This window comes from Acidisoma sp. S159 (assembly GCF_009766125.1).
Lineage (GTDB): Bacteria > Pseudomonadota > Alphaproteobacteria > Acetobacterales > Acetobacteraceae > Acidisoma.
On the sequence record NZ_LMUG01000080.1, the window covers coordinates 35,432 to 61,770 of the forward strand.

Consider the following 26,339-nt stretch of genomic DNA (forward strand, 5'->3'; position numbering starts at 1 on the left):
GAGCTGTCAGACGTCGAGCTCATCGCCAATTTACTGGCGCCACTTTCTGCGGAAGGGCGGTCGGTATGACCCGGCCATCAACCCCATTCACGACCGGAGGAAATACAGGCAACTTGATGCCGCGATCCCATTCTACAATTTGTACGCGAGACAAGCGAAATTAGTCTGATCTAAGTTTGCAATTGCCGAACACAATCTTCTCATGGCACATTAAATGTCTTTTTGCGAAGTGATTGGAGGCGCAACATGGGTATGTTTGATCACGTTCAAATCAAGGTCTCTAGTCTTCGTGAAAGCCGCAAGTTCTACGAAGCTATATTCCGCGCTTTAGAGTACAAGATCGTGTTCGAAATTGAGGGAGTGGTGGTGGGATTTGGAGATAGCGTGCATGACATGTTTGAGATAAGGCAGGCAAACGACGCCGCGCCGATCTCCAAGGCAGTCCATATCGCCTTCACTACTGGAAGCGAGCAATCCGTTCTAAACTTTCACTCCAAGGCCTTGGAAAATGGAGGCAAAGACAACGGAGCACCGGGCTTCCGACCGGAGTATGAAGAAGGATACTTTGCAGCTTTCGTCTTGGACCCCGACGGCCATAATCTGGAAGCGGTTTTCCCCAAAGCATAGAGTGGATTGCTGCCAGCCAGCCGCGACTTCCGGTAGGGCCGGTCGCCCGCACCGGATCGAGGGTGTCATATGTCGCCGCCCCCTACGCCCAATCGAAAGGATTCTACCGCTGAATCGGACTCTTTGGCTAGATTTGGTGAACCTCCTGGGTCTTGGTCGATCAGAAGGATTGACATGGCCGAACTGCCCGCCGCGACCAACGACGAGGTGCGCGCCTTACTACACCGCTAACAATGCCCGTGCCATTCCGCGTGGTGCGGACCCGCTTCCTCGGCGCCATCGCTACGCCCATAACCGAACCGGCTCCGATGGAGATGGCTTCGACCCTATGGGGCGGCAAGCTGCCGGCGTTTCGACACGCTCGATGCAGTCAACGAGTTGATTGGCGCTCTGGTGATGGGCCTTTGGAACCGTCTCTGCCGGCATCGGGAACGTTCAGCACCATTCCGCCTCACGCGCATCGATGTCCCGTCGTCACGCGATGGGCCGACAGCGTGCTCGCACGCGTCTTACCCGAACGCGCCCACAAGGCGCTAGGAGCAATGGCCGAGGTCCGCGCTATGGTCGAGGGCGTCCACGAACTGCCGGCGATCGCTCTAAACCGGTCACTCAGGCCAGCACCGCGATCACACTCGGTCATCTTCGCGAACTCACGCGAATCGCGGAGTACGCGATGCACGAACCTGTCCTATCATGCATACGTGCGAGACGGCAGATGCTGCAAACGATGCCCCCGGCAAAACGGTTGTGCATTGACTTCTCGAAAACGGGAGGTACTGCCTTCGGGCCGGATAAGGATGTTCCGATCCGCGCCCACGGAAGACGCGGTATCGGAACAATTCCGACCGTTCGAGGAGAGACAAAGGTGACAGGCACAGAGAAACTCACACTTTACGAACTGGCTGCTGCTGACCGCGCCGTGCGCTTCAGTCCGCATTGCTGGAAGATTCGCATGGCGTTGGCCCACAAGGGTTTGGAAGCCGAGACGATCCCTTGGCTGTTTACCGAGAAGGAGCTAATCGCTTTTTCAGGCAGCCGAACCGTCCCGGTTCTAATCCACGATCAAAGTGCCCTGGGTGACCGAGTGGCAGGCAATCAGACTGTTAGCGGCGAGGTCGTCAGCGACTCCTGGCGCATCGCGCTCTATCTCGAGGAGCGCTTCCCCGCTAGGATTTCACTTTTTGGCGGGGTGAACAGCATCCCCCTTGCCGAATTCATCAACACCTGGGCGGATACGGCACTATTGCCAAGTCTCGCACAGATCATCCTCATGGATATCCACACGCATATTCACGAAAGGGACCGTGACTATTTTCGGAGCTCGCGCGAAAAGGCCTTCGGTAAGAGTCTCGAAGACGTCGTAGCTGACAAACCGGCTCACCTCGCGGCACTAAAGCAGGTGCTTACACCGGTTCGCCGGACCCTAAGGAATCGGGAATTCATCAGCGGCGCAGCGCCTGCTTACGCCGATTACTGCGTCTTCGGCATGTTCATGTGGGTGCGCTGCATAAGTGCAATCGAGCCTCTCGAAAGCGATGATCCCATCTTCGCTTGGCGCGACCGGATGCTCGACGCCTTCGGAGGACTTGCACGCAATGCGGCGGTCGCAGACAGAGGACGGCGATGACATGAGCTTGTTAACGAACAGCGCCAAAGACAATCACGTTGACGATCCGACGGTCATCCACCCGCGCGACCTCATGCGAAAGCTGGAAATAGCCCTCGATCCGGCGCATCTGCGCATCGGATAGCAAAAGCAAATCACCCATGGCGAAGCCCCTTCGCGAGAGATTCAAATAGGTGCCGAACTAGTGGATTGAATCTAACACTTGATGCCCGCGCCTGACGGCAGAAATGATTTTCTCCGGCTCTTTTGTCCAGTGGAAGGGCCGTGGATCGGCATTGTTATCGGCGACGAAGCGGTTGATGGCGGCTTGAAGTGAGACGAGGGAGTGGAACACGCCGCGCTTGAGCCGCTGCTTGGCAAGCTTGGCGAAGAACCCCTCGACGGCATTGAGCCACGAGGCCGAGGTGGGAGTGAAATGGAATATCCAACGCGGATGCCGCTCCAGCCACGCAATGACCTTTGGGTGCTTGTGAGTTCCGTAGTTATCCATGATGGCGTGGACCTGCTTGCCCGCGGGAATCTCAGCCTCAACGGCGTTAAGGAAGCGAATGAACTCCTGGTGCCGATGATGCTGCATGCAGCGGCCGATGACGCGGCCTTCCAGCACGTTCAGCGCGGCGAACAACGTGGTGGTGCCGTTCCTGATGTAGTCATGGCTCATAGTGCCGCAGCGTCCCTTCTTCAGGGGCAACCCGGGCTGAGTGCGGTCGAGCGCTTGGATTTGGCTCTTTTCGTCAACGGAGAGGACGACGGCGTGAGCGGGTGGATCGACATAGAGCCCGACAATGTCGCGCAGCTTGGCGGCGAAGTGCGGATCATTGGACAGTTTGAATTGGTGGATCCGATGCGGCTGCAGGCCGTGAGTGCGCCAGATGCGCTGCGTTGCGCTGAGACTGATCTGGGCGACCTTTGCCATCGCCCGCCCCGTCCAATGCGTGACCTCGCCGGGTGGCGTCGACAGTGTCAGAGCCACAACTCGATCGGCCACATCCGATCCAAGAGACGGGATGCGCGACGGCCGTGTCTTGTCCCGCAGGAGCCCGTCCCACCCGCCTGCATAAACCGTTCCTGCCACCGCCAAACAGCCGTCTTGGCCTTGCTTGTCCGCCTCATGATCTCAGCGGTACCATGACCCTTTGCCGTCAGAAGAACGATCTGCGCCCGCCAAACATGTTTCTGTGGGCTATTCCGATCGGTCACCACTGCTTGCAGCCGGACCTGATCAGCCGGGCTAACCTCAACGACGATACCTGTACGCATCGCGCTAGATTCGCACGTCCCGTCCGATCAAGGAATCCCTAATGGGAATCTTCCGTCAGGTTCTATCCACTAGCTAAGGAAAACTGACAACGGTGGTTGTCAGTCCTATGGCGCCGGTGGATGTGCAGAAGATCCGAACGCATATCGGATCGAGGCCTGATGGCGCACGCTGCGAATAGTCGATTGCGCTGCCGTGCCTATCCTATCGATGACGCTGTCAGTAGAGCGGCCGGAGCGCCAACGTGGTCCGAGGCTTGGGTCAGGCGCGATTTTGTCTCAAGCCACGGCTAAATTCCTCGACATGGCCGGAGACATCCTCAGCCAAGCGCCGGGCGGGTAGCGTGGCAGTGTCGAGCCGGGCGGCTGCGGTCTGCGCTTGTCGCCGCAAACGCGCCTCGTCGATCCTTGTTAGTCGACCCCGCTCCAGGATCATTCGTCCATCGATCATGACATCGGTCACGGCGGCCCCAGTCTCCGCAAAAACGATTTGCCTGATGGGGTTGCGCAGGGGGGCGTAGGTCTGGCTCGCGCCCGATAGGAACACGATGTCGGCGCGATAGGACGGCGCGATGCGGCCGATGTCGTAGAAGCCAAGCGCGGCGGCACTCCCGACAGTCGCAAGCCGCAGCGCCTCCAGGGCCGAAACCCATGCCCCGGTGTCCGCATGTTTAATCCGTGAGAGGTAGGCCGCGAGCCGAGTCGCCTCGAACATGTTTTGCCCGTAGGAGGTATTGCTGGCATCCGTCCCGATGCCGACGGCGATCCCGGCCGCCAGCATCGCCCGCAAATCGGCGATCCCTGAACCGAGGCGCAGATTGCTGCATGGGTTATGCGCAATGGCGGCCCCCGCATCCGCCAACAGGCGCCTGTCATCCGCGTCCAGCCAAACGCCGTGCGCTCCGCAGAAACGGGGCCCAAGCCATCCAAGCTCGGATAATTGCGTCGTCAAGCTACGGCCAAAGCGGCGCTGGCTTGCCGCCGCCTGGGTCTGGCTCTCGGCCAGATGCGTATGCAGGCCAATATCCCAATCCCGAGCAAGGCAGCCGCAAGACTGCAAAAAGCCGTCTGAACATTGTAGCGGGATGGCGGGACCGATGGCGGGCCGAATGCGGGTGCGGTCGAAGGGCCAAGTCCGTCAGTCCACCCGGGCTAAATGCGCAGCAGACACCAGCCGCCGCGCCCGCCGCTAATGGATCGACGAAGACCGCAGGGCCACTCCTCTCGCACCTCCGCCAAAACGGGAGAAGGGTGTTTATCGCGTGTTGACGGGACGAAGTAGATGGTAGCGTTTTAGCGTAGTTAGCCCGTGAGTTGCGAGACGATAGTTGGTAAGGCTTTCAGGCCTCTGGCGTTCGAGAACGGCGTCGATACTTTTGTCGGGCGTCGAGCATCCGTCGCTTGTCGCTGGAGAGGTGTGCCATGCCGGCGACGCAGTTTATCGCAGTGGCCAGCGTCGCAAGCGAGCAATTGAGCGGCACAACTGAATGTTATCTACGAGATTCAATCGCCAATAAGGTCAGCTTGCCTGCCGAGGGCGTCTCGGGTAGTGGCTAACTATTGCTCTCGCGACGATCGAACAGCTTGTAAGGCGCTAAGGCGGATTCATCGCTGCGCCAATGTCTCGGCGTCGCGGGCATCGGTTTTGTTTCGCTGCAGGGCCGTCGCCGCCCGTGCATGACGGGCATCGAGGCAGATAATCGGAAAACCAAGGTCCTTCAGAGAATGGTACAGCCGGGTGCCAACTGTCCGGTTTCGAGCCCGACCCGCTCGAGGTGCGGAGCGTGTCGCCGCAGGGCAGCGGCAATCACCTCCGGCTCGCTGGCCCGCTTGCCCCGCCAGACCATTTTTCCGGTCTCGTCGATGACGTGAATAGCGGTGTCTCTGTCAGAAACGTCGAGCCCGACATAGTGTGCCATGATCGCCTCCAAGGACGCTGCAAGCGGCCCATCCGCTTGTCTCGCTTCCAGTGCAGCAGACTAAACCGCCGGGTCGCGATCAGCGCATGTCGAGCGGTTCTTGGCTTGGCTCGGCCGCAACCGCCGCTTCTACCGCGACGTTGAACGGCTCATCTCCTCCGCAGAAGCCTTCCTCTACGCAGCCTCAGCCATCATCCTGATCCGGCGCATAGGACGTTGCCTATCAGAATCGGAATGAACTCTTAGAAGGGGAGGATTGGTTGCAGTATGCGAGGTAAGAAGCCCGCGAAGCGAAGGCGTCCAGTCGCCGCCAAAATGCAGATACAGCCGTCTCGTGGGTCAGCTTTAACCAAATGCGCGTGGTCCAATCCGTCGCAGTCCGGCTGCTCACTTACGTCCCCGGCCTGATATCGGCCGCTCTCATCGTGGAACGCCCCTGCCAACACGCAAGTGAGCTCCAGGCCAGCTGGATGACTATGCCGCGGAATTGCGAAATCCGGCGAAACGCGAATGAAGTGCAACCCACCGTCGCGGTCGCTGAAAAGCGTGGCATGGAGAATGCCCGGCGCAAGCCTGCGAAGTCGTCCAGGCCGGAGGTTCTGTAGTTCCGGCGGAAGCACAAAGCCTCCCTTCATGAGCGCTGACCAAGCTTCGTCATGCGATGTCGAGCGAGTCGCTCCACGCGAGGATGGTAAGCGCTCGTTAGTTTCCAGCTGAGCCAGACAAAGTTCAAGCGCGCCCGGCGTCATTGAGGTAGGCGGCAATTCTTCCAGCAGAAGTCCACCCACCCGCTCAGCGGCGCGGATTGCTTCCTGGCAAATTGAGCAGCTTTTCGCGTGGATCTCGACGATCAACCGGTGCGCTTTTCCAAGAGTGCCCGTAGCATAAGCGAGCAGCGTCGCATCGCAAGGATGTCTTTGCGGCTGCATTCCGGTATCTGCTGTCATGGCTCTTGAGGTAATACGAGGCGAAGCCGCTTTAAAGTTCGCCTAAGGTGTGATTTGACCGTTCCGAGAGGCAAATTTTGCTGCTGCGCGATCTGCTGATGCGATTTCCCGTCAAGGAGCGACGCTTCCAGCAGATCGACAAGCATCTCGGGCAGCGCCGACATCGCCTGTCGCAATTCTACGTCAGACTCGTTCATAGCTAGCTGCTCGTCAGGCCGGGGATTGGGATCCTCAAATGCTGATACATCGGCGTCCACAACACGAAGGCGCGGTTTTCGAAATCCCGAGACGAGTAAGTTGCGAGCGATTGTAAATACCCACGCAGAGGGATGGCCCTTCTCGGGGTCAAAGTAATGGGCCTTGTCCCAGAGCCTGAGCATGGTCTCCTGCGCCAGGTCGTCGGCTGCGGTCGGTGTCAACCCTCTCCGACCGAAGTAAGTCTTCAAGCGAGGTGTATAGTATCGGAAGAGAACCGTAAACGCTGTGCGGTCGCGCGACACAGCGACGGCCTCAATACAGACTGCCAGTCTAGTCGCGGGACGGAACTCAGGCATCAGAGTGGCGAGTCCATGCATCAAGAATGGCCCGAGATGCATCGAACGCTCAACACCCGCTGAGCCCTCGTATTGATCACAATTCTTGCCTCAGACCGATCGCGCGTTTTCTTTGGCGATCATCACGGGCCATTAGGCTCTCCTCGAACCATAACCCGCGAGGGCAAGAATACGCAAGGTGGGTCGCTACGACCTGGGGTCCGAGATCGAACATCGCGAAGATGTAGTCACAAATGTTGTTGTACGCCGGCGTCGCCGCCCACAATACATCAGCCGCCAGTCTCAGGCACAGGCTGCTTCTCGCCCAGCGCTTACCAGCGCCAATCTGCCATATGATCCAGGCCGACAAACCCGCACCGACCAATAAAATGCGACTATCAGCTCGTGTGCTGTCCTCGGGGCAATAAAAACGAGTCCTGAAAGCTGATCTGCGGCCAGTCTGGGGACGGATGTCCAAGACTGGTACACCCCCGACGCGGTTACCCGGCCGGTCCAAGCCCACAGCATCACCTCGGAGAGACGGATGTTTCTGCGCGGATCCACCCCCATCGCTACCATCTGCTTGTCCAGGCTTTGCGGCTATTTGAGTCTCCCCGGTAGCGGCTCACCCGCACGGTGACGAAATCACGATCACGGGAGCCGTAGAAACTGTAGAGCGATTGAGGCTCAAGATCGAAGCATAGTGGCTTGCAACAACCATAAATTTGTGGAGGATCATTCTACTAGTCAGCTATCGGATGGTAACTTTGATGATCGGCCCTCACGCCGGGGTCCCGCTCCGGCAGACAGTGTCCTGTCCTAGCTTGAATGGCCGCCCACTGGTATGTCCGTGAGAGGCCAACCGCAAGATCGGGATGGTCCAGTCCGTGGAATGCAGAGCGAGCGGATCTACTTCTTGCCATGGCTACGCGATCTAAACCAAGTTATGTCTCGTAGACAGGCTCTTTGAATTAGCGAGTCGCCCACCGGCGACTACAAGCCGGCAACGGTTGTCGGTGCCGGAACACAGGCTCAAAGTCAGGCCTGGACGACGGAAGAGACATTTCCTTTATTCGGCGCAACCTGTAGGCACGTTCACTAAGTGAGATTTATTTGTGCTTCGTCACGAATCTGCCTTAGGACTCCTCACATCTGCCCCGCCGCGGTTGTTTCTAAAGCCAGAATGACCGCGTGGACTGAGGCCCGAGCAGTCTGGTTTGGCGTTGCAATCCAAGAACTTGGGGAGGGAGAACGCGGAGCCACAATTTTCGCTTGAAAATGAAGCGTTCAGATACTCGTTCTTCTATCTCGCTATCGTTGCGCGTAGCAAGCTGTTTAGGAAGGGCCGCACCCCGCATCTAGTGCCGCGGACCTCGGGACTTTGAATGTCGATCCCCTATCTCGCCTGTATGGCGCTAGTCGCCCATATTTACGCGCTGCCGCCGCGCGTCCTGCCCTCGATCCAGGCCGTGGAAGGCGGCAGCGCCGGCATGGTGCGCCCGGACACAAACGGCACTGCTGATCTTGGCGTAATGCAGGTGAACACGATCTGGATTCCGGCGTTGGAAGCCTACACGACGCTGCCCGCTGTCGTCGTCCGCAACCGTCTCATCAGCCGGCCTTGCTTCAACATCGCCGCCGCCGGTGCGATCCTGAGGACCTATCTCGATCAGGCACATGGCGATTTGCTACGTGCGGTGGGCTACTACCACTCCCATACCACTATGCTCGGCGAGGGGTACCGGCGCGAGGTGCTGCGCGCGGCTCGTCTTCTCTTCGAAAGCGACAAACCATCACAATGACAATTTAAACTCATCAAGCCGGCATGTAGAGCCAGACGACCCAGGTGGCAAATGCGAGGCAGGGGCCGAAGGGCAGAACGGTCTGGCCCGATAGCGGGCGGCCCGCACGCAACGCGAGGATAACCGCGAGCAGAAGCCCGATCGTCGCCGCCACGAGAACGACGTCGCCGAGCGCCACAAGCCCGACCCAAGCGCCCGCCGCCGCTAGCAGCTTCGCATCGCCCTGACCGAGGCCGTCGCGTCCACGCAGCCCGCGATATAGCCAGGACAATGCGCGAAATGCCATGTAAGCAAGCGCGGCTGCGAGCGCATGCGTCGTCAGCTCCCCTGGACGCAAATACCAGGTCGCGGCAAGACCGAGCAGGATGAGCGGCAGCGTCAGCGCATCCGGCAAGCTGTAACTCCGCCAGTCGCACACCGCGAGCGCCAGCAGAACCCAGCCGAGCACGCAATCCGCGATAAGCCAATCTCCGTTATCAATTGTCATGGCCCAGAGCGCAACACCGATCGCTGCGAGTTCGATCGCCGGGTGAAATCGGCCGATTGCCGCCCCGCAGTGCCGGCAACGTCCGCGCTGCAGACCATAATTCACCAGCGGCACTAAGTCCCATGCCGTCAACACGGTCCCGCAGCTTTCGCAGGCGGAGCGCGCCAAAGCCACCGGGCGACCACGCGGCAGGCGGCGGATGAGCACGCCAAGGAAACTGCCGATGATGGGTCCAAGCAACAGCATCAGCAGCCAGACGGGAAAGGAGTGGGTTATGATGTCCTGCCGCTTAACGTCATCAATTTGATATGGCTCCCACCCCGTACAGACATCCGGGCCGGAGATACGAGACGCATTGGGATAGACAACCTAGTCTAAGGCGGCGCTTAAGTGAGTGGCAACACCCCGGTTTCAGAGCAGAACTGCCGAGACCAGGGACGGTTTTTATAACACGCGTCGTAGACCAGTGATGGACAAAAGGGAACACTCGTCCTCGAACTAGCACTTTCGGATCGCACGAAGAAGCGAGAGCTCCCTGAGCAGGGCCCGCGCGATAGCGGCAGTGCACTGCTCTGCGCAAGCCGTCTGTCCTAACAAGCAAGCTTTCGACTTCAAACCGGGGTGTGTCTCCCGCTATACTAACGTCAGAAACCGCGGCTCATTGATTGCAAATCATCCCGCTATCCGAGGCACTATCGCTGTTCGCGCTCGGACCATGCGAGCAGACATCGTAGTCATGCCCGCTGCGATCTGATGGGTAGCGATAGACAAAGGGATGGTTCCAAGGATCGAGTGCGCCCGAATCGCTTTTGAGATAAGGCCCATTCCAGTTCTGCGCGTCGCTGGGCCTGTCGATCAGCGCTCGGAGCCCGTCGGAAGTGCTGGGATAGTCGCCGACATCGAGTTTGTACATGTCGAGCACCGTACCAATGCGTGTGATCGACTGCTTCGCGATCGAGATCCGTGCGCCGCCGAGCTGGTGCAGCACGGCCGGCGCGACAAAGCCGACGAGAAGGCCGATGATCACGATGACAACTAGGACTTCCAGCAGCGTGAAGCCGCCCTCGCCGTCCGTGTGGCCCTCCCCCTCTGGCAAGGAGCCGCGAGAATGTGGGATCGCATCGATCATACTTGCGTCGTCGCAAGTCGCTTCAGGAAGACTGCGGCCATCAGGGGTGAAGCTAAGGATCTCGTGTGTCAAGTCGTTATCTCGCCCCATTGTGCTTGGCCCTCATCTCCATGCCTTGCCGCCGCGGGTGCTGCCCCCAAGCGGGAAGTCGAGACCGGCAGCGCCGGGGAACCTCTCTTGTTATTGAGAATTTCGATAAGTGCGGTGAGAAAGACATAGCTCGCGGAGTCCTTCAAGTTCGTGACTGCTAATGCACCTCGCGGCTAGCTAAAGAGATACCTTGCCCAAATCGCGAGTCGAAAGCTGCACGTGGCAACTCGGGATAACACCAAGAGGTCTTTCGAGCTCCATGAAGCTCTCCGCGCGTGCCGCAAGCCAGATCACATCAACAATACTGCACCCCTGCGAGAGCAGTCTGCTTGAAAGAAGTCGCTCGTTCGACAAGGTCAAGTCATCCGGATCGTGACTGCACGCAAGACCTTCGGGCGGCTTCGAGGCACCGTATAGTCCACTGCACTGGACGCTCTCAAGCGTCCGTAGTAGCCGAAGTTCTGCCGGTGGCATCAGAAGAAACGATGATCTTAGCCAGCAGCGAGTCAGTTGGCCGTGGCCAACCGGGTCGTCATGCACGCCTAATTCGCCCAGAGCAACTGCTCTTCTTCTGACGAGGCTCAAAACATCACCGTCGAGCCTGCTAAGCGACTCTGTTTTTAGCCAACGAAACTCTGGCGTCACTAGGTTGACGAAGTCAAACCTTTCGAGTTCTTTCCCAAACTGCGCCACACCTCTGTCCCAGGCTGAGAACCGTCCGGCGTAGCCGCCGCTGCTGCCGACCTTGACCAACTCATGGAGCACCTCGGGCATCTGATGCGCAAAAAGCCTTGCCAGAACCTTCTCGGCCAAATTTGACGTCTCACCGCCTTGGTCGGCCAGAAGAGTGACGACCTCCATTCTAGAACCAGTCATTGCGCGATCATGCTTAAGGTCTCGTCTCTCGCAGCCCAGTGCCGTATGTCTTTGGATTGCAGGCGTTCCTCGAGAAGTCCGATCAATTTCTTACCTACGTCGCGCCACGTTGGTGGCTCAACGCCGACGGCAAGATTACCTCCGAAAGGTACGGTGGGCGTGTCATTACTCCCCTCCATAATCCGCCGCAATTTCTCGACGAGATCAGCATTGTCGTCGAATTCAATCAGGCGCCCGGACAGACGCGCATGTGACGCGATCTCAGTCCAGAGCAGTGACCGTCGGACAAGCACCGATCGGCCATACGCGAGACCTTCGACGACGGGCAGACCAAATCCTTCGTAGAAGGACGGGAATACAATGGCTCGAGCGCTTGCCAGTAGCCGATGAACTTCATCGCGCGATGCCATACCTCCGGCCATGACTAGAAGATTGGAACTGTCCGATGGATCACCACCTAGGGCAATCAATAGGCAATCTGGCAGCGATGTCGCCAGAATGCCCACTGTTACTCCAATTGCCTTGTGATCGTAAAGATTGCCGAAGATGAGCACATGCTCCCCGGTGGCCGCTGTGCTATAGGCGGGATTTACCAGTTCGCTCGCCTTGAGACTGAGGTAAATGACTTCATCTCGCACTCCTGTCGAGACTTGAAAGCGAGCCCTAAAACGATCTCGCGAATACGCAGAGATGTATGTCAGCAGGTCCGAATACCGCGCCGTTAGACGCCAAACGGCATCTAGCTCTCTCGGAGAGGGATAGACACAATCCCAGGATATCGTATCCAGTATGTTGAACCCAATGAGGTAGCCATGGTTGTGTAGATCAACCAGGTCCGTAACCGACCAGGGCTGGTCGGGCTTGTAGACGGCAGCATAATAGCCCCGAACATGATTGGTCCAGCGCCGAAAGCGTGGGAACCGTTCTTGGAGTCGATGATATTTAGCAGCATCAGGATGGCAGACAATGTCGATGTTCCAATCACATCTCAACTCATCTATCCCCCTCAGAAAGCCCAGAATGCACTGAGTAGTGCCGTTGTTGAAAGGAACCAGACCTCGACAATCGAGTAGGAGGTCACGCTCGATTCCACCGTTTGGAAATGCGGCCTCAAGAAGTGGCTCCAAACGGAGTTGAGGAAACTGTCTGTATTCGCCAATGGCTCGCAGCCAGTCGGGATAGGTCTCGACAACTGTCTTTGTATCGTCCTCAGATAAGACCGGGTAAATCTCCTGAACGGTCAGCGGCGTACTCACCACGACATGATTGGCTACAATATTTCGAAAGCCGCGTCGCCGTACTTGGCAAAGGGTGTAGCAAATTGCTGCAGCCGAGCTCAGCATCCTATGTGAAGGCGCCACGGTCGCGATAACCTCACCGCGCAAGAGAAAGCATGCCGCCAGCAATTCGGCTGTTAGCAGGAGGGGCGGTAGCGAACTGAGCGCCGAACGCCCCAAATGACATTCATGTCCAACCGCGTTGGCGCCCCCGGAAAGCGGCCAGATGCGATCCGTCATCGCGTCAGAGAACCTCGGCTGCGCCGTCGCCAGCATTGGGTCGGCGTAAAGCGCTTGAAGAAGGGACGGCACAATTTCACATCGAGGGATAAGCTTGCCCATGACAACGAAAAGATGACGCCGCCGCGTCGCGGCCCTAGCGATCGCATACCACCACGCTCCGCAAGCTACCTGTTGCTCAAGATCGTGGCGAGGTTCCGGCATTGCAATGGTGAGGCAGTCATCGTTAAGAGCGAAGCCGCTTTCTCTCCTGAAATGCTCAATCTGGAAAGAGAGATCCTCAGTTCTGACGTCAGAAAGGGACCAGTCAATAAATATGTCATAAGAGCCATTTTCCACGCCGAGCTCCTTCCGCTCGAAATTCACGTTCATAGTCGCTCCGGCAAAATCACTCACGTCGATCCCCAGACGGCGGCCTTTGGCCAGCCCCATCTTCAAAGCGTTCAACCGCTGAGCTGCTGTCGCGCGGCATTGCCGCAGGCTTCCTAAGCGAGTGCAGTCGCAGAACCACGACCTTAACAAACTGCAAACAGCGCTGGCAGAGCCTGCGCACAATCGCTCGGAACGCCACGAACAACAGTGTTCCGCCGCGTAACGGCGCGGTCATTTTCCAACTTTTGGATGACAAAAGACCATTGATACGAGCGTCCGCAAGGGCAAGCTGCTTTCGCAGATCCGCCAACTCTCCTGCGGTTCGTTTCGATCCAATCTCAGCTTCCATCAAATCCGATCTTACCTCCGAAAGCTCGTCCGCCAAGCGCGCCAAGCTCGCCCTAGTACTGGTGCGCTCTTCCTCCATTAGCCGCAGCTTAGTATGAAGTCTCGTCTCAAGCCGAGCGTACCGGTTCGCCCGCACGTGCAGCAAGCGGCCATGGGCATCAACGAGCAGTCGATATGCTTCGTCTTTCTCCTCCAGCTTATTGAGGAGATGCGCAAGGGAGTCGTTCCCAGCAGTCAACTCTACGTCTCCGACATTTGCTTTAAAAGGCTCAGATATTTTGCCTTGGCCATAAAAGATCCTGCCTCCACTCAAGCACGATGCCGCGCATTTGATCTGCGTGTCGGTTGGACGACCCAACCATATGGAATCTCCGGAGCGATAAATCCACGGGGCACTTCTGACCTGATCTTACCACGATCAACTGTGTGCATACGCGCTTAAGCCATCCAATAACCTGCCGAACGCCATAAATGTCGCCGATCCGCTAAAAGCTCGCCTGGACATTCGCTGATTTCATGAGCGCGATCTCAGCCAGCCGCTTTTCCATCCGGCGCCCCGCAATTTCATAAGTCATCTTAGCGAGGACGTCTCTCCGCCCTTTCAGGCCCAGTTCGCGCGCCTCGGCACGATTCTTGAACACGAACTGCATCAGCCGAGCGGCATGCCCAGTCGCCGGATCAGCCCATTGCAAACCCCGTGGATAGTTCGGAAGATCCTCCTTCAACCTAGTCATTTCGAAATCGACCAGAAGACTGTTCGAGGCATCCATGAATTCAAGGTTGCCAGAATACCTCGTCGCAATCACAGGCTTGCCGAGCAACATTGCCTCAAGCATCGACAGCCCGAAGCCCTCGCTTCGGTGCAGGGACACATAGGCATCCGATGCTGCGATGATACTCAGGATCTCAGACTGGCTCATCGTAGAATCGATGATACGGATAGGGTAACCGGCAGCGTGTTCCCTTAGTAGCGTGAGATCTGCTGGATGCCGGTCGCCAAAGGTCGTCTTAATCACTAGAACCACATCATCGTCCGGAGCGAATGCCTGCCGAAACGCCTTGATCACAGCCAGAGGATTTTTGCGCTCCATTGCGCTGGTCATATGAAAAGCAAAGCAAAAGATGAACGTGTTCTCGGGAAGTTTGAAGTCGGCGCGTGACCTTCGCGTGAATTCGGGCAATTCATATCCCGGGGGCAGAACTTTGACCGGACTAGCCCACGATGCGCTCAGCGCGTCGGCAACGAACTGGCTTGCAGTCCAAATCTCGTCACATTGCGCGAACGCGGAACTCCAATCTGGGGGGATGTCTAATGATTCCCAGTACCAGTACCCGATCCGATATGTTCGAGGCGTTCGCTCGCGCAGTCCGGCACGCGCGTAGGCCTGTACGAAAAATGGTGCCGGTTGCACATGGATGATCGAAATATCGAACCGCTCCGTGTCTAGAAACGAATCAAAGTCGGGTTCATCTGTTGAAATGGCCGCGGGCACGTTTCTTAGCGCTGTCTCTACTCCGCAGGTATTGAGGCTTGCGACGAGGTTCTGTAGCGAAGTTCTGAGACCAGATGGATAGCAGAAGTGGCCCAAGACGTTGACTCCGCGCCCCGGTAGCGTACGGGCCGAAAGGGCGGTCGAAGCGCCGTCCACGGCCTTCTCGGGCCGCGCTTCCATCGCCGCCGTCGACCAACCCCTGGTCTCAGACGGATCGACCGAATAATTATAATGTAACCAGCTTGCGAATGCCCGTCGGTGGAGACTGCTTCCGCCAGAAGGAAAGCGCTTCTGCCACTCCGGTGTCACAAGCCAAATTAGGGATAGCTGATCGAAAGGTTGCTCAGAGACACTTAGAAGTGTCCACCAAACCTCGTCCAAAGTGACCAGGTGCTCATCGACAGCTCCGAACAATGTTGCGATCAGCCACCGTCGACCCGACGGCAGCAGAAACAAGGGACAAGACTGCCGCAACTTCTCGTCATAGACTGCAACCTGTAGTCCGCGGCGTTCTGGCGAAGTTTGGAAGGCCGTGCGAATCAGGCTCTTCGCCGGTGAGCCGGGTTTAAAAAAAGAATCAGCACCTTCGCCTGTCAGCCAGCGTGCGAAGCCTCCGTTCATGCCTCCAGACAAAGCCTGCGGGAAACAACGCCGTAGATCTGGCCTGCGCCGCAGCAACGTGATCACGAAATGGATAGCCGATTCTCTGTCGACAACCGGCTCCGGTCTAGTTTGGGCAAGGGAGATGCGCGTGACAGGCCATCCGACCGCTCGAGCGACGGCATCGTCATCGAAAAGGTCTATAACACGCGAACCCTGCTCCGCCCGCACGCTGAGGTCAGTTGGGGTTACCTTCTGGTTCTGCGTGGGGATGGCCGTCTCTCTGGCGTCTCCCTCACCTTGATGGACGAGGAGGTCTTCCAGCCTCTTTAGCAGAAGTGCATCAGCAGCGCTCTCATCCATGACCACTACTGATCGCGGCGGCCGTGGGCTATATGCAGCAATAGGATCGTGATCCCGCTGCGTTACTCTGCCTCGCAGATGAGCCACCGCCGTAGAGATACAAGACACCCTAAATGGTATCACGAAGGAAAACGCCATTAATTCGATCTCCGAGCGACCACACACCTGGGCAGCTGAAACCCGGACATCCGATCCGGTTCGCTGACCGGCGTTCAGGGCGGCCTCTTGTCAGCGTCTTGCTTGTAACAAGTCTCCGGGTCCTCATTCGCGCCTCCTCACCGACTTCTTGCCGCTTCTTGAACATGCAGACCCACAAGCAAATCATGCATCCGCCGCGAGACCTCCGCCCAAGCTCTTTGCTCAAGCCACCCCCGACCCGCGAGCTGGAGCTCAGCCCGCCGCTCAGGGTCCCCGAGAAGCTCGAGCAATGTTTCAGCGATGTCGCTAGAGTTGATACTTTTGCAATATTGAACAGCGCCCCAAGCCTCATCAAAAATTAGAATCGGCGTGACGACGACTGGTCGACCGGCAGTAAGAGCGGAGCGAAGCGCCGCACTGGACGACTCTTTCGAAGTTTGATAGGGAAGAGCAACGACGTCACAATCAGCAAGCAAAGCGAGTGACTGTGCTTGAGGCAGGAACTCTGTGTGCCATTCAATGGCGTCAGCCACCCCAGCCTTCGATGCGAGTTCTCGACAGCACGCGATCTCTTCGAGTGAAGTGTCGATATCGTACCGGGCATTCACCAAGCGAAGCCGCACACTCGGGTAGTGCTGTCTAACCTGCGCGACGGCCGCGACGAGCTGCCTGATCCCCTTCTCAGGTAGAAAGAAGCCGTAGCATCCGATCAGTGGAAACGAGTCACGTTTCAGATGTCGTGGCGCGACGAGCGGCGCGGCGCTGACGTCGGCCCCATGCGGCAGCAACGCCACGTTCTCCGTCAGGTCAAAAGCCTTCAGCCGGTTGAGATCGTCCACGGTGTGCACCAGGATGCGCCCTACCTCGCTCAAAGATGAGAGCACTGGGCGTCGTTCCGCAGGGGATAGATCGGTCAACCGCCTTGTCGAATGGAGAACAATGACAACACTCCTCGCTCTGATCGCCGAGGATCCGAGAAACTCTGCAAGGCGGCCCCAAGGAACGAGCCCGGGCTGATGTTGGATGACAAGAACCTGCGGATCGATCGCCGCCACCGCATGTGAGAGAGCGAATACGCCTTTGTCCAGGCCTAGCTCCCAGCACGGCAAGACCTTGATCCGGCTGTCTAGATGGCCCTGTGGTGCAGTCCTGTCGTCGGCGAAAATCGTGACAGACTCAGTGACAGCACTGACTGGGAGAGCCGCGATCAGATGCCGTGAGTATTCCGCGATGCCACATCGCACGTCCCAGGACGAAATCCAGCCGACCCGCAGGCCGGGCGACGGTGGTGTCAGAAGTATATCGGCCGCCGCGTTTGTGACTCTGCTCGCAAAATCTGCGACTTCTCCGATGCCCTTCCTTGGCTCCGCCGGCGGGCGGGTAACGGACGCCGTCCGCAGCGCATCCGTCAAATCGTCTAAATGGGGTTCGACCCAAACGGAGCCGGCGCTCGACAGATGGCTTTCGGAGGAAGAAAAATCATATTCCAGCAGTCGCACCGCTTCGTTGCAACAGAAATCCATGTGTCCGCCATAGCCCGTCACGATAAGCGAAAGGCCTGATGCAAGAGCCTCCGCCGCCGGCAGATTTAACCCCTCGCCTCGAGTTGGCAGGACCATCACGTCCGCATCGCGGTAGAGCTCAAGTAGTTCGCTTTCGGTCATCTCACGGTCGATGAGGATGATCGCCGGTGCTTCAGGGTCGGCGGCGCGTAGCGCCGCAACCTGGCGTTCGACATTGTTGTGCGGATTGGGAAAGCATTTGATGATGAGTCGAACATCATCGGTCGCACGGAACGCGCGCCGATAAGCTTCTAGAAGGAGGTCAATGCCCTTGCGAGGGAAGGCCGAAGACACGTGAAGGAAGGTAAGCGGGCGGGCCTCCCGAACCGAACGTCGCCTCTGATCGGCAATGGTTCGAAAGGCACCGAGATTGGGCGTGAAGCCCACATAATGGATTGGAAGCGTTAGGCCGGAATCGATTAAGACTTTTGTTACGAAACGAGACGGCGACAGAACGCCGCGAAAATCGTTGTTGAGGGTCTCAATGATGTTGCGAGGGATGATAGACTCTTCCCAGAAAACATAGGCTAGAGCAAGATCACCTTTGTCCGCCGGCACATGCACCGGGTAATGCTGGCTGATAACGACTTCGGGACCGGTGCCCGGTCGTTGACGCGCAATTAGGGCCTCGATCGCGCATCTTTGGCTGTCTGGAATGTTGAGGCGCCGATCCGTTGCTTCTTCCTCGACGGGCACAAGTCTAGCCGAGCCCAGGCAGGATGCCTCGAGACAAAGGGCGAGGCTTCGATTGATGGCTGCCAAACTGTAGTTGCCGTTGACATGGCCCATGACCGTAAATTGCATTGTCGCGCAAAGCAGTTCGCGCGTCTCGGAGGGGATCGGAGGAGCAGCGCCCGCGGCGCCTAAGGCCTGCAGAAGCACCGGCTGCTGCTTTTCGAGCGAAAAACGCTCGATTATGCAGCCTTGTGCGACGAGGATCGAACGCCTCAAGGCCTCGTCTCTGGCAGCCGCCAATAAGCGTTTACTTATCGCCTCCGGATCTTCCTCCCTGAAAAGGCCCTGACTGCCGACAAGCGTATGGGCGACAGCACCCGATGCAAGTGCGAGCACTGGAACCCGATGAGCCATGGCCTCAACCAGCGGCACGCCGAAGCCCTCGTGACGACTTAGGGAAAGGTAAATATCGGCTTTGGCGTACCAGCTATGGAGGACCGCATCCGAGACAAGACCCGTCATCAGAACACTGTCCTCGAGGCCCAAGTCGGCGATACGCTCCCTGATCTCCAGAAAATAGCCGTCCTCGTCGCCGCCATGGCGGCCGATGAGGACGAGGCGCGATGGCGTCCCATATTCGGCGCGGAAGGCCGCGTACGCCTCTACCAGCTCGATCTGTCCCTTCGATCGGCAAACGCGTCCGACAAAGAGGATGGTAAAAGGTTCTTCTTCCTCGGCCCGCTCCTCTGCGACCGCTCGCGCCAGCAGCGCGACCGGGTCGAAAAGAAGACAGCAAACCTGCACGGGATCGAAGCCTAGCTGCCGTAGCTCTAATGCGTTGAATTCACTATCGGCGAGCGCCGCGACAACATGACCCCTCCACTCCGCAAGCTGCAGCCGGCCAAGCTCGGCGTAGCGTTGTAGGTATGCGTCGCCTGCCAGAAGATCCGGAGGGGTTATGTTGTGATACATAAGAATCTTGGGGCAGGGCAGCGTCGCCACCCGGTGAAATCCGTCATAACCCATAGAATGGTGGGCAATAAGCACGTAGCGATCATGTTTCGGTAACTCATCGAGCAGGCGAAGTTCATCAGAAAGTCTCTCATCGCGGTGCTCAACAAATATATCGCTGACATAGCCTAGCGACCGAAGCAGCCGCCGGGTCAACAAAAGAGAATTGGTAACCGCGTCGGAAACGGCAGATCCGGCATGAAACTGATGGACGACGCGCCGATTCTGGCCGCTCACGCCACGTGCTGCCCGAGGCGGTAGTGGCCGGAAAGTGATGGGCTGCATGAGTGATGGAAGGACTGGGGCGAGCGGTTGCTTCTGAGGCGGCAACGCGAGCGGCGCCAGCGTGGGCCCGGACATCGCTCTCTTTGCGCGAAGTCGCCTGAGCGGCGCTGTGACACGCCAGGACGTGCTTCGGATAATCGCATCGAATGCCTCCCTTGCCTCGCGCTGGCTTCCCTCAAGTAACGCCGCGCGTTCCATTTCCGCGGTCGCGCGGATGGACTGCTCAACCGCATTCTTCTCCTGTTCCTGCGCGCGCACCTCTGCTGCAATTCGATCGCGCTCGGCCTCCTCAACATGCTTGCGTAGATAGATTAGGTCCTCCTCCAGTTTCCTTGCTTGGCTCAGGCTTGATATTGCGACCGCGGCCCTGGCAGCCTCTATCGCGATCTGTTGCTCCGCCGCAACAGCGCGTTTTAGAAGGGCTGCGGCGCGTGTCTCTGCGTCGTGGATTCGTCGAGCCCATTCGCTATCTGCTGCGCGAATGAAATCGTCGAAGACATTCGGGGGAACAAGGAATGCGTGCGAGAGTTCCGCTAATTTTTCGTCGGAAACATAAAATCGATTGAGCCCATCGAACCAGACGAAGTGGTATCCCGCTGCCTGAAGCATCGGCTCCCATTGGCCGTGCGAAGCGACGGCAGACATCGGTGCTGTTGCTTCCACAAGAATGATCCATGGCCGGTAGTCTTTGAGGTCGGCACCTGCAATGACAGCGCGCTCGGTCCCCTCTACATCAATCTTAAGGAAATGGATGACAGGCGGCGCATGACAGCGGCAAATTTCGGCAAGTGTCTCCCGAGTTACCTGCTCGCGCCGTACCGGAAAGCCATGCTCTTCGATTGATCCGACCCCAGCCGGATCGAGCGTCGACAGGCCAGTTCCTTCGGCTACAAAAAGCTCCGCCAAGCCGGCCTCCGCACCCAGCGCCACCTTCAGATTTACATCTCGCGGTCGGGCGGCGACTAGTCGGGCGCTAAACTCAGGCGTCGGTTCGATATTGATGCCGCTCCAGCCCCGATCATAGAAGCTGCGAGTTACGGAATCGATGTCCGGATGCGCTGCACCGACATCGATGTAGAACCCCTTCTCGACGTGCCTTAAGGCACGCCACAGCAGGATATCCTCGAAGTTTTGGGCGTAGGAGACAAGTGTCATGATGCATGTTCCTCCGACGCCTAATGTCTCGACGCCTCAGCTCTGAGGCAATCTTGCCTTCTGGCGGATCGACCTGCAACAGCGCCAGACGACCCGCTCTCGACGGGGACTGCTCGAACCGTTATGGTTCCAATACTTGGTTCACACAAATCCGGGAGGATGGCTGTCCAAATGCGTTGGCCCAGACCATCCGGCAATCGTCATAATCAGTTGACACTGCCCGGCGAGAGAGTTTTTGATCAGTCGGCAACAGAGGCGGATATTCGAGCCTGCTTCCGGTTGTTACTTGGGCGCCATCCTAACAAGGAAGAATGGATTGGCCACACGATGAGTGTCGGTCAGGATCTTGCTGGTGTCGTTGCCAGTTATCTCAACAGTCTTGAGTTCACTCGACGTAGCCTCATCGGGAACTCAAGCTTAGGCGACGTCACGCTGGCGCAAGTGCCTGGCTTCCGGATTTACTCCGCGCGCGATGATGCAGCCGTAGGGCGGTACGTCCGCGACAGCAACTATGAGCTTGACGTGACAGCCGTATTCCGGAGTGTTCTGAAAGAGGGCATGCAGGTCATCGATATCGGAGCCAATATCGGATATTTCACTCTCCTGTCGGCGGCCCTCGTTCGTCCAGCTGGCCACGTCCTGGCGATCGAACCCAATCCTCGAAATGCGCGACTTATTGAAGCGAGCCGCCGCGAGAATGGCTTTGAAAATATAACGATTTGCCAGACGGCAGCCGGTCGTGGAACCGGCACTTTGGTGCTCAACACCTCGCACTCGAATGGAACGACCTCTGATTTGCCGCGAGACCTCGAGGCTATGCTGGCAGCCGAATCGGTTCCGTGCCTAGCGGTCGACACTATCGTACCCGAGGCGGCGATGATTGATCTTATCAAGGTCGACGTTGAGGGCGCAGAATATAATGCCCTGCTTGGCGCGTCAAAGACCATCAATCGCTGTCGGCCCATCATCGTGAGTGAGCTAAGCCCGGCTATGATGCCCGGCATTTCTGGCATCGAGGGGACCGAATATCTCATGTGGATAGTGGCTTTTGGATACAAAATCGCTGTAATCGAACCGGACGGTTCAATAGGGCCGCCCACACAAGATATCGGCAACATCCTCTCTGTCTATGAAGCCAGAGGAACAGATCATATCGACGTCATTGCTTTGCCCCATTGAATCGGTGGCAAGTCCTTACTCGCCACCGACCATGCACCCCTGGGCTAGGCAGCTGCTGTAGATGTAATCGCACCATTCACGCCGTTCGGGAAGAAGAGGCCGCTAGACGTGCCTCCGCCGTATACGATACTCAAGACCTGCTGCGGCGTACGGCGGTAAGCTTGGCCCTGAGAGTCAACGTTGGTCACGTTGAACATGTTATTTTGATAATTTAGACCGTTATCACCGACGCCGCTGAGCGTCTGGCGTAGTGCCGATATTTGGTTGGTCGCTGCCGATCCGCCGATTTCAGCTAGACGCTGACGGATGGCACCGGCGTGATAGGCTTCCACGGCCAACACACTCGCCGCATACGGGATAGTTGCTGGCGTCAGCAACGCAGCGGCACCGGCATAGGCTGTTACGCCGACGTCCTCGAAGACGTAAGCGCCAAGTAGAAAGTCTACCTCGCTCCCGAAGGGGTTGAACGTCTGCCCCGAGACGATTAGGCCCGCGGCAACGGCGAGCTCGGTGAAGCTGTTCACGAGATCGATGGCCGGTTCGGCGACGGCGGACGCGCCAAGCACTGATCGAATAAAGTTAACATGGGCAAGTTCATCCACGGCGATCTTCTGCGCGAGGTACGCGATCGCCGTATTCTCGAATGGGACGAGCGAGCCTCCAGTAACAGCGCCAGTACCGCCGCTGCTGGCCGGGATTCCATTACCAGTGACGGCGCGAAGGTAGTACTCTGCTTCGAGATACTCGAGGTTCAGCGCGAAATTAAAAACCTCGGCATCCGTTGCGGCATCCGCGTGGGCCGGCGTGACGCCGAAGCCCAGACCCGCGGTTCCGGCGGCGGCGAGCGCAGCAGTGCCAGCGATGCCAAGCCCCAGACCTTTCAAAAGCCCGCGGCGTCTTGGAATGCCTTCAAGTTCGTCGTTCTGCGATAGGTTTGCCATCTTCAACCCTTCACTGTGCGTGCATTTCATTTAGGCTCACCACCGTTTACCAAGATCGGTGGATTTCGGATGCATCACCAAACCCCTAATACTTTTAAACAATTATCACGTTCTCGTGATCAAACGCTCAATCCTCCCAGGTGAGAATGCGGAACCCTTCCGGCACGGAGGAGATATGGAGTTCAACGTCGGATCTCCGTTCGCTTCGCGTTCCGTCCTTACGCAAAATGGCCGCGACAATGGTGACATCACGGGGAGGCCGCCTTTGCTGATTTCCTTCCGAACTGCCCAAAGCCGTTAGTGCGTGCCTCACGACGGGATCGGCCAGATCGAAACTTGGATTGTCGCGATTGTAGAGAGAAAGATGAGGCGCTAACTTCTCGAGCAGATCAGGCGTCATACCTAGAACTAAACCGAGCTCGTCGATGCTGGCGAAAGGCGCTCCGGCAGGGGCATAGGTGAGACCGGCTTGCTGATAGGCAGGAGCCTCGAATCGACCTTGGGTATCGGGTGATCGCCAGTCCAAGATTGCTTCGGCAACCGACGCCGCATCCATTTGCTGAGCACCTACTTGTTGTAGGAGGGCCGACATCAGCGCCGGCGAGGCGATATTGGGATTCACCCTGCCACCGAGGTCGGTGATCTCGACCGTCGCCAAGCCGTCCGGCAGCTTCAGCCGGTATGTTATGCTGGCGGTGGGCATAACCGCCGCCGCCGGACTCAAAAGGTCAAAGATCGCCCGATATACGATGCCGTCTACTTCGGCCCCGAGAGCCGCCGCATTGCGAAGATTACTGGCGATCTCCATCTCGCTACGCCCCTGCCCGACAATTCGCGAAAATAGAAGTGACAGCAGGACCATCGTCCAGAGAACGATGAGAAGAGCGAAGCCTCGCTGCGATCGCGGAACGATGTCGATTTTAGTCACGGCCCCGTTCTCAGCGCTCGACGGATGCGCTGCTGCGGATCGTCGAGTCCCGGGGTGTCTAGACCGTTCAGCTCAGCGGGAACGCCTGCCGCGTCGCGCAGTTGGTCTTGCAGATCGGCCGTGAGCGCCTGGGCATCCTGCTGATCGTAGAGCACATGTGGAGTGATCAGGACGAGAAGCTCCGTCCTGGTTCGTTGGTTGTTCTGAGTGCCTGCTAAAAGCCCCAAGATAGGGATGTCCTTCAGGAACGGGATGCCCGAGCTGCTCTTGCTCAGGTTGTCGGTGATAAGGCCCGCCAGGCCAACGGTCTGCCCATCCTGCACCACAACTCGCGACGTCACATTCCTCTCAGAGAAAGTCGGTGACATGATGCCCGTGGCGGAGGTCGGGATAGCGGTATTGATGGCACTCACCTCCTGCGAGATGTCCAACGTCACAAGCCCACCACTGTTGACGCGGGGGGTCACATTCATGATTACGCCCGTCGGCTGATAATTCACGCTGTTGATGACAGAGGAGTTCGCAAGCGTACTTTGGGAGCTTGAGGTTAGGTAGGGCACTAAATCGCCGACCTGAAGATGGGCGGTTTGGTTATCGAGGACCAGCAACTCGGGAGATGACAGGACGTGAACGGTGGTGACCGCTTGCAGCGCCTGTAGTGCGATTGGCGCGCCGCCACCACCGTTGCCGGCCAAGATGAAGCCGGGAAATGTTGTAGCCAATATGGTATTCCGCGGGATGGCACCCAGCGGCTCGGTCGCGGCAGTAGTGTCGAGTATCGCGTTCACTCCGCCCGATCTGAAGAAGAACTGCGTGCCGTACTGTAGCTGGTTGTTTAGTGTCACTTCAGCGATCGTCGCGTCGATGCGGACCTGCAGCGGAAGAATGTCGATCTTGTGCAACATCGCATCAATCGCCTCTTCTTCCTGCTGAGTCGCATAGGTGAAAACCGAGTTGTTCTGCGTGTCTGGGATGATCCGCAGCGTGTTCGTGTCGGTTGTGCCGCCGCCGGAATCAAGGCCGCCGAGCAGCGGATTTGACGCAGTTGCCGTCGGCGTACCGCCCCCGTTGCTCGAGGAACCGCTGTCTGTCGGACTGGCGCCCGAGGATCCCATGATGCCGCCCCCGCCTCCCGCCGTCAGGGGATTGCCGCCTCCGATTCCCGAAGAGCCTGCAAGGCCATTCAAACCGTTACTGGTCGTCCCCGCGCCCCCGCCGCTCCCGGAACCTGTGCCCGTGCCAACTCCCGCATGTGCTGAAGCGCCTGAGCCACTTGCGTCCTGGTTCGGCGTGTTCTCACTGGGAACGGCTGTCACATTGTTCGGTGTGAAAGCCTGTTGCAAGACGTAGGCGGCATCATTCGCTTTGGTATCCTGCAGGTAAAAGACATGCCAACTTCTCACCGTGAGCCGCTGCTGTCGTTCAATCAGATCATAAACCCGCCTCGCTTCCTCGATAAGTTGAGGTTGCGATGCCACCACCAAAACAGATCCGATGCGTTCCATCGGCACAACGCGGACGACATTTGCGAGGCCACTTCCGCGAGCGCGCAAGGCGTCCTGAAATGAGATCGCGAAATCATTGGTGGAACCTTGCGGGGCGGGCAACAGGATATACGATTGGCCCGCAAGCTCGTCGATGTCGAAGGCCTTCGCCAACGCACCGAGCGTCTCTCGCGCCTCAGAACTGCCGCTGATCAGCAGGCTGTTGCTGCTCGGGTCCGCGACGACCTTTGCATCCTGCCCTACGAAAGGTTGCAGAACTCGTGCTAGGTCCGGCGCCGAGGCGTATCTGAGAGGCAGCACCCCGCCGCCCGCCATGGCGTCACCTGCAGAGAGCGAGGTCGTGGCGGCGGCGACCTTGGTGGGCACGACCTGGTAGAAGCTGCCGGATTGCACGAGTGCCGCACCGTTCTGCGCCAAAAGCGCCTGCAAGATTTGCGGGAGTTGGATTCGAGCGACAGGAGTGACGGTATGCAAGGTTCCGCTGCCGTGGACTGCCGGATCGATGGAGTAGTTAAGTTTCAGGATTGAACCGAGAATCTGAGCAACTATCTGGCGGATATCAGTATCAGTAAAATTGAGAGAAACATCGCCACCCGTCGCACCCGGCGCATTTGCCGGCAAAGTCACGGCGGCCGGCGTCGCGTAGGAAACGCCGGGCGTTGGAGGAAGATCGGTCGCTCCCAACGCGCCATTCACCCGCGGATCGAACCGACTGCCGGAGGCGAGCACCGGGCGCGCCAGCCTCTGGGGAGGAAGATCGGCCTGCGCTGTACACCCAGCGACAAAGAAGGCGGAGGCGATTGCAGCCAGACGTCTCAAGGTGAAGCTCCAAGTCCAGATTGATCCGGCATGCGTGGTGCTACCTCGAGCTGATTCCCCGAGGGGACTTCGACTTCGTCAGGGTGGGCAATCAGTCCAAGGGGCCTGCCTGTCAGGCCTCTCAAACTAGCGAATGGCGAGGGCGCCTGGGATG

The 26,339-nt window shown here is 58.1% G+C and carries 17 protein-coding genes and 3 pseudogenes; 5 read left to right on the top strand and 15 right to left on the bottom strand.

The annotated features are described in order from the left end of the window. Positions 1 to 246 precede the first annotated feature (246 nt). Together GSQ92_RS26580 and GSQ92_RS26590 are read left to right on the top strand one after the other, a co-directional pair. The gene (locus tag GSQ92_RS26580) at positions 247 to 627 is read left to right on the top strand and encodes a VOC family protein (RefSeq protein ID WP_216856987.1); all 381 of its coding nucleotides are present in this window, start codon (positions 247 to 249) and stop codon (positions 625 to 627) included. 715 nt (positions 628 to 1,342) lie between these two features. Next, the gene (locus GSQ92_RS26590) at positions 1,343 to 2,254 is read left to right on the top strand and encodes a glutathione S-transferase family protein (RefSeq protein WP_254066707.1); all 912 of its coding nucleotides are present in this window, start codon (positions 1,343 to 1,345) and stop codon (positions 2,252 to 2,254) included. Positions 2,255 to 2,264: 10 nt separating this feature from the next. Here GSQ92_RS26590 and GSQ92_RS31485 read toward each other — a convergent pair whose 3' ends face one another. From GSQ92_RS31485 to GSQ92_RS26605, 4 genes and pseudogenes are all read right to left on the bottom strand, one after another. Continuing rightward, positions 2,265 to 2,396: a hypothetical protein gene (locus tag GSQ92_RS31485; protein WP_256367138.1), complete on the bottom strand. Its 132-nt coding sequence runs from the start codon at positions 2,394 to 2,396 to the stop codon at positions 2,265 to 2,267. A 39-nt stretch (positions 2,397 to 2,435) separates the two neighbouring features. Then, positions 2,436 to 3,514 (bottom strand): annotated as a pseudogene (locus GSQ92_RS26595) (IS630 family transposase). Positions 3,515 to 3,773: 259 nt separating this feature from the next. Continuing rightward, positions 3,774 to 4,622: an amidohydrolase family protein gene (locus tag GSQ92_RS26600; RefSeq protein ID WP_159014606.1), complete on the bottom strand. Its 849-nt coding sequence runs from the start codon at positions 4,620 to 4,622 to the stop codon at positions 3,774 to 3,776. 500 nt (positions 4,623 to 5,122) lie between these two features. Further along, positions 5,123 to 5,430 (bottom strand): annotated as a pseudogene (locus GSQ92_RS26605) (transposase); the annotation flags it as partial. A gap of 88 nt (positions 5,431 to 5,518) precedes the next feature. On the opposite strand from GSQ92_RS26605, the pseudogene GSQ92_RS31250 reads away from it, so the two are divergent. After that, a pseudogene (locus GSQ92_RS31250) lies at positions 5,519 to 5,668 on the top strand (IS5/IS1182 family transposase); the annotation flags it as partial. A gap of 4 nt (positions 5,669 to 5,672) precedes the next feature. On the opposite strand, the gene GSQ92_RS31975 reads toward GSQ92_RS31250, so the two are convergent. Next, a complete protein-coding gene (locus GSQ92_RS31975) occupies positions 5,673 to 6,377 on the bottom strand; it encodes a ChrR family anti-sigma-E factor (RefSeq protein WP_371418605.1) in 705 nt (234 codons plus the stop codon). Further along, positions 6,374 to 6,973: a sigma-70 family RNA polymerase sigma factor gene (locus tag GSQ92_RS26615; protein ID WP_371418606.1), complete on the bottom strand. Its 600-nt coding sequence runs from the start codon at positions 6,971 to 6,973 to the stop codon at positions 6,374 to 6,376. Before GSQ92_RS26615 ends, GSQ92_RS31975 begins: the two co-directional genes overlap by 4 nt. Before the next feature lie 1,322 nt (positions 6,974 to 8,295). On the opposite strand from GSQ92_RS26615, the gene GSQ92_RS26620 reads away from it, so the two are divergent. Further along, positions 8,296 to 8,712: a lytic transglycosylase domain-containing protein gene (locus tag GSQ92_RS26620; protein WP_158801567.1), complete on the top strand. Its 417-nt coding sequence runs from the start codon at positions 8,296 to 8,298 to the stop codon at positions 8,710 to 8,712. 13 nt (positions 8,713 to 8,725) lie between these two features. Here the strand turns inward: GSQ92_RS26620 and GSQ92_RS26625 are convergent, their stop codons facing one another. The 6 genes from GSQ92_RS26625 to GSQ92_RS26650 form a co-directional block, all read right to left on the bottom strand. Then, complete coding sequence (locus GSQ92_RS26625) at positions 8,726 to 9,445, bottom strand: A24 family peptidase (RefSeq protein ID WP_158801566.1); 720 nt, start codon at positions 9,443 to 9,445, stop codon at positions 8,726 to 8,728. 412 nt (positions 9,446 to 9,857) lie between these two features. Continuing rightward, positions 9,858 to 10,328, bottom strand: a complete 471-nt coding sequence (gene gspG / locus GSQ92_RS26630; protein ID WP_174247846.1) for a type II secretion system major pseudopilin GspG — start codon at positions 10,326 to 10,328, stop codon at positions 9,858 to 9,860. A 267-nt stretch (positions 10,329 to 10,595) separates the two neighbouring features. After that, a complete protein-coding gene (locus GSQ92_RS26635; protein ID WP_159014588.1) occupies positions 10,596 to 11,279 on the bottom strand; it encodes a hypothetical protein in 684 nt (227 codons plus the stop codon). 11 nt (positions 11,280 to 11,290) lie between these two features. Continuing rightward, entirely contained in the window at positions 11,291 to 13,258 is a 1,968-nt protein-coding gene (locus tag GSQ92_RS26640) for a glycosyltransferase (RefSeq protein ID WP_216849911.1), read from the bottom strand. Between the two features lie 758 nt (positions 13,259 to 14,016). Beyond that, positions 14,017 to 15,987: a glycosyltransferase family 4 protein gene (locus GSQ92_RS26645; RefSeq protein WP_159014589.1), complete on the bottom strand. Its 1,971-nt coding sequence runs from the start codon at positions 15,985 to 15,987 to the stop codon at positions 14,017 to 14,019. A 275-nt stretch (positions 15,988 to 16,262) separates the two neighbouring features. Then, positions 16,263 to 20,813 (bottom strand): FkbM family methyltransferase, encoded by a 4,551-nt coding sequence (locus GSQ92_RS26650; RefSeq protein ID WP_159014590.1) that lies wholly within the window; start codon positions 20,811 to 20,813, stop codon positions 16,263 to 16,265. 171 nt (positions 20,814 to 20,984) lie between these two features. On the opposite strand from GSQ92_RS26650, the gene GSQ92_RS26655 reads away from it, so the two are divergent. Then, a complete protein-coding gene (locus tag GSQ92_RS26655; RefSeq protein ID WP_159014591.1) occupies positions 20,985 to 21,992 on the top strand; it encodes an FkbM family methyltransferase in 1,008 nt (335 codons plus the stop codon). 44 nt (positions 21,993 to 22,036) lie between these two features. Here GSQ92_RS26655 and GSQ92_RS26660 read toward each other — a convergent pair whose 3' ends face one another. From GSQ92_RS26660 to gspD, 3 genes are all read right to left on the bottom strand, one after another. Further along, a complete protein-coding gene (locus tag GSQ92_RS26660; RefSeq protein WP_216849910.1) occupies positions 22,037 to 22,963 on the bottom strand; it encodes a ferritin-like domain-containing protein in 927 nt (308 codons plus the stop codon). Between the two features lie 97 nt (positions 22,964 to 23,060). Next, positions 23,061 to 23,861, bottom strand: a complete 801-nt coding sequence (locus GSQ92_RS26665) for a general secretion pathway protein GspK (protein WP_158801561.1) — start codon at positions 23,859 to 23,861, stop codon at positions 23,061 to 23,063. Continuing rightward, entirely contained in the window at positions 23,858 to 26,185 is a 2,328-nt protein-coding gene (gspD, locus tag GSQ92_RS26670) for a type II secretion system secretin GspD (protein ID WP_174247847.1), read from the bottom strand. The genes GSQ92_RS26665 and gspD overlap by 4 nt, the downstream gene beginning before the upstream one ends. Positions 26,186 to 26,339: the final 154 nt, after the last annotated feature.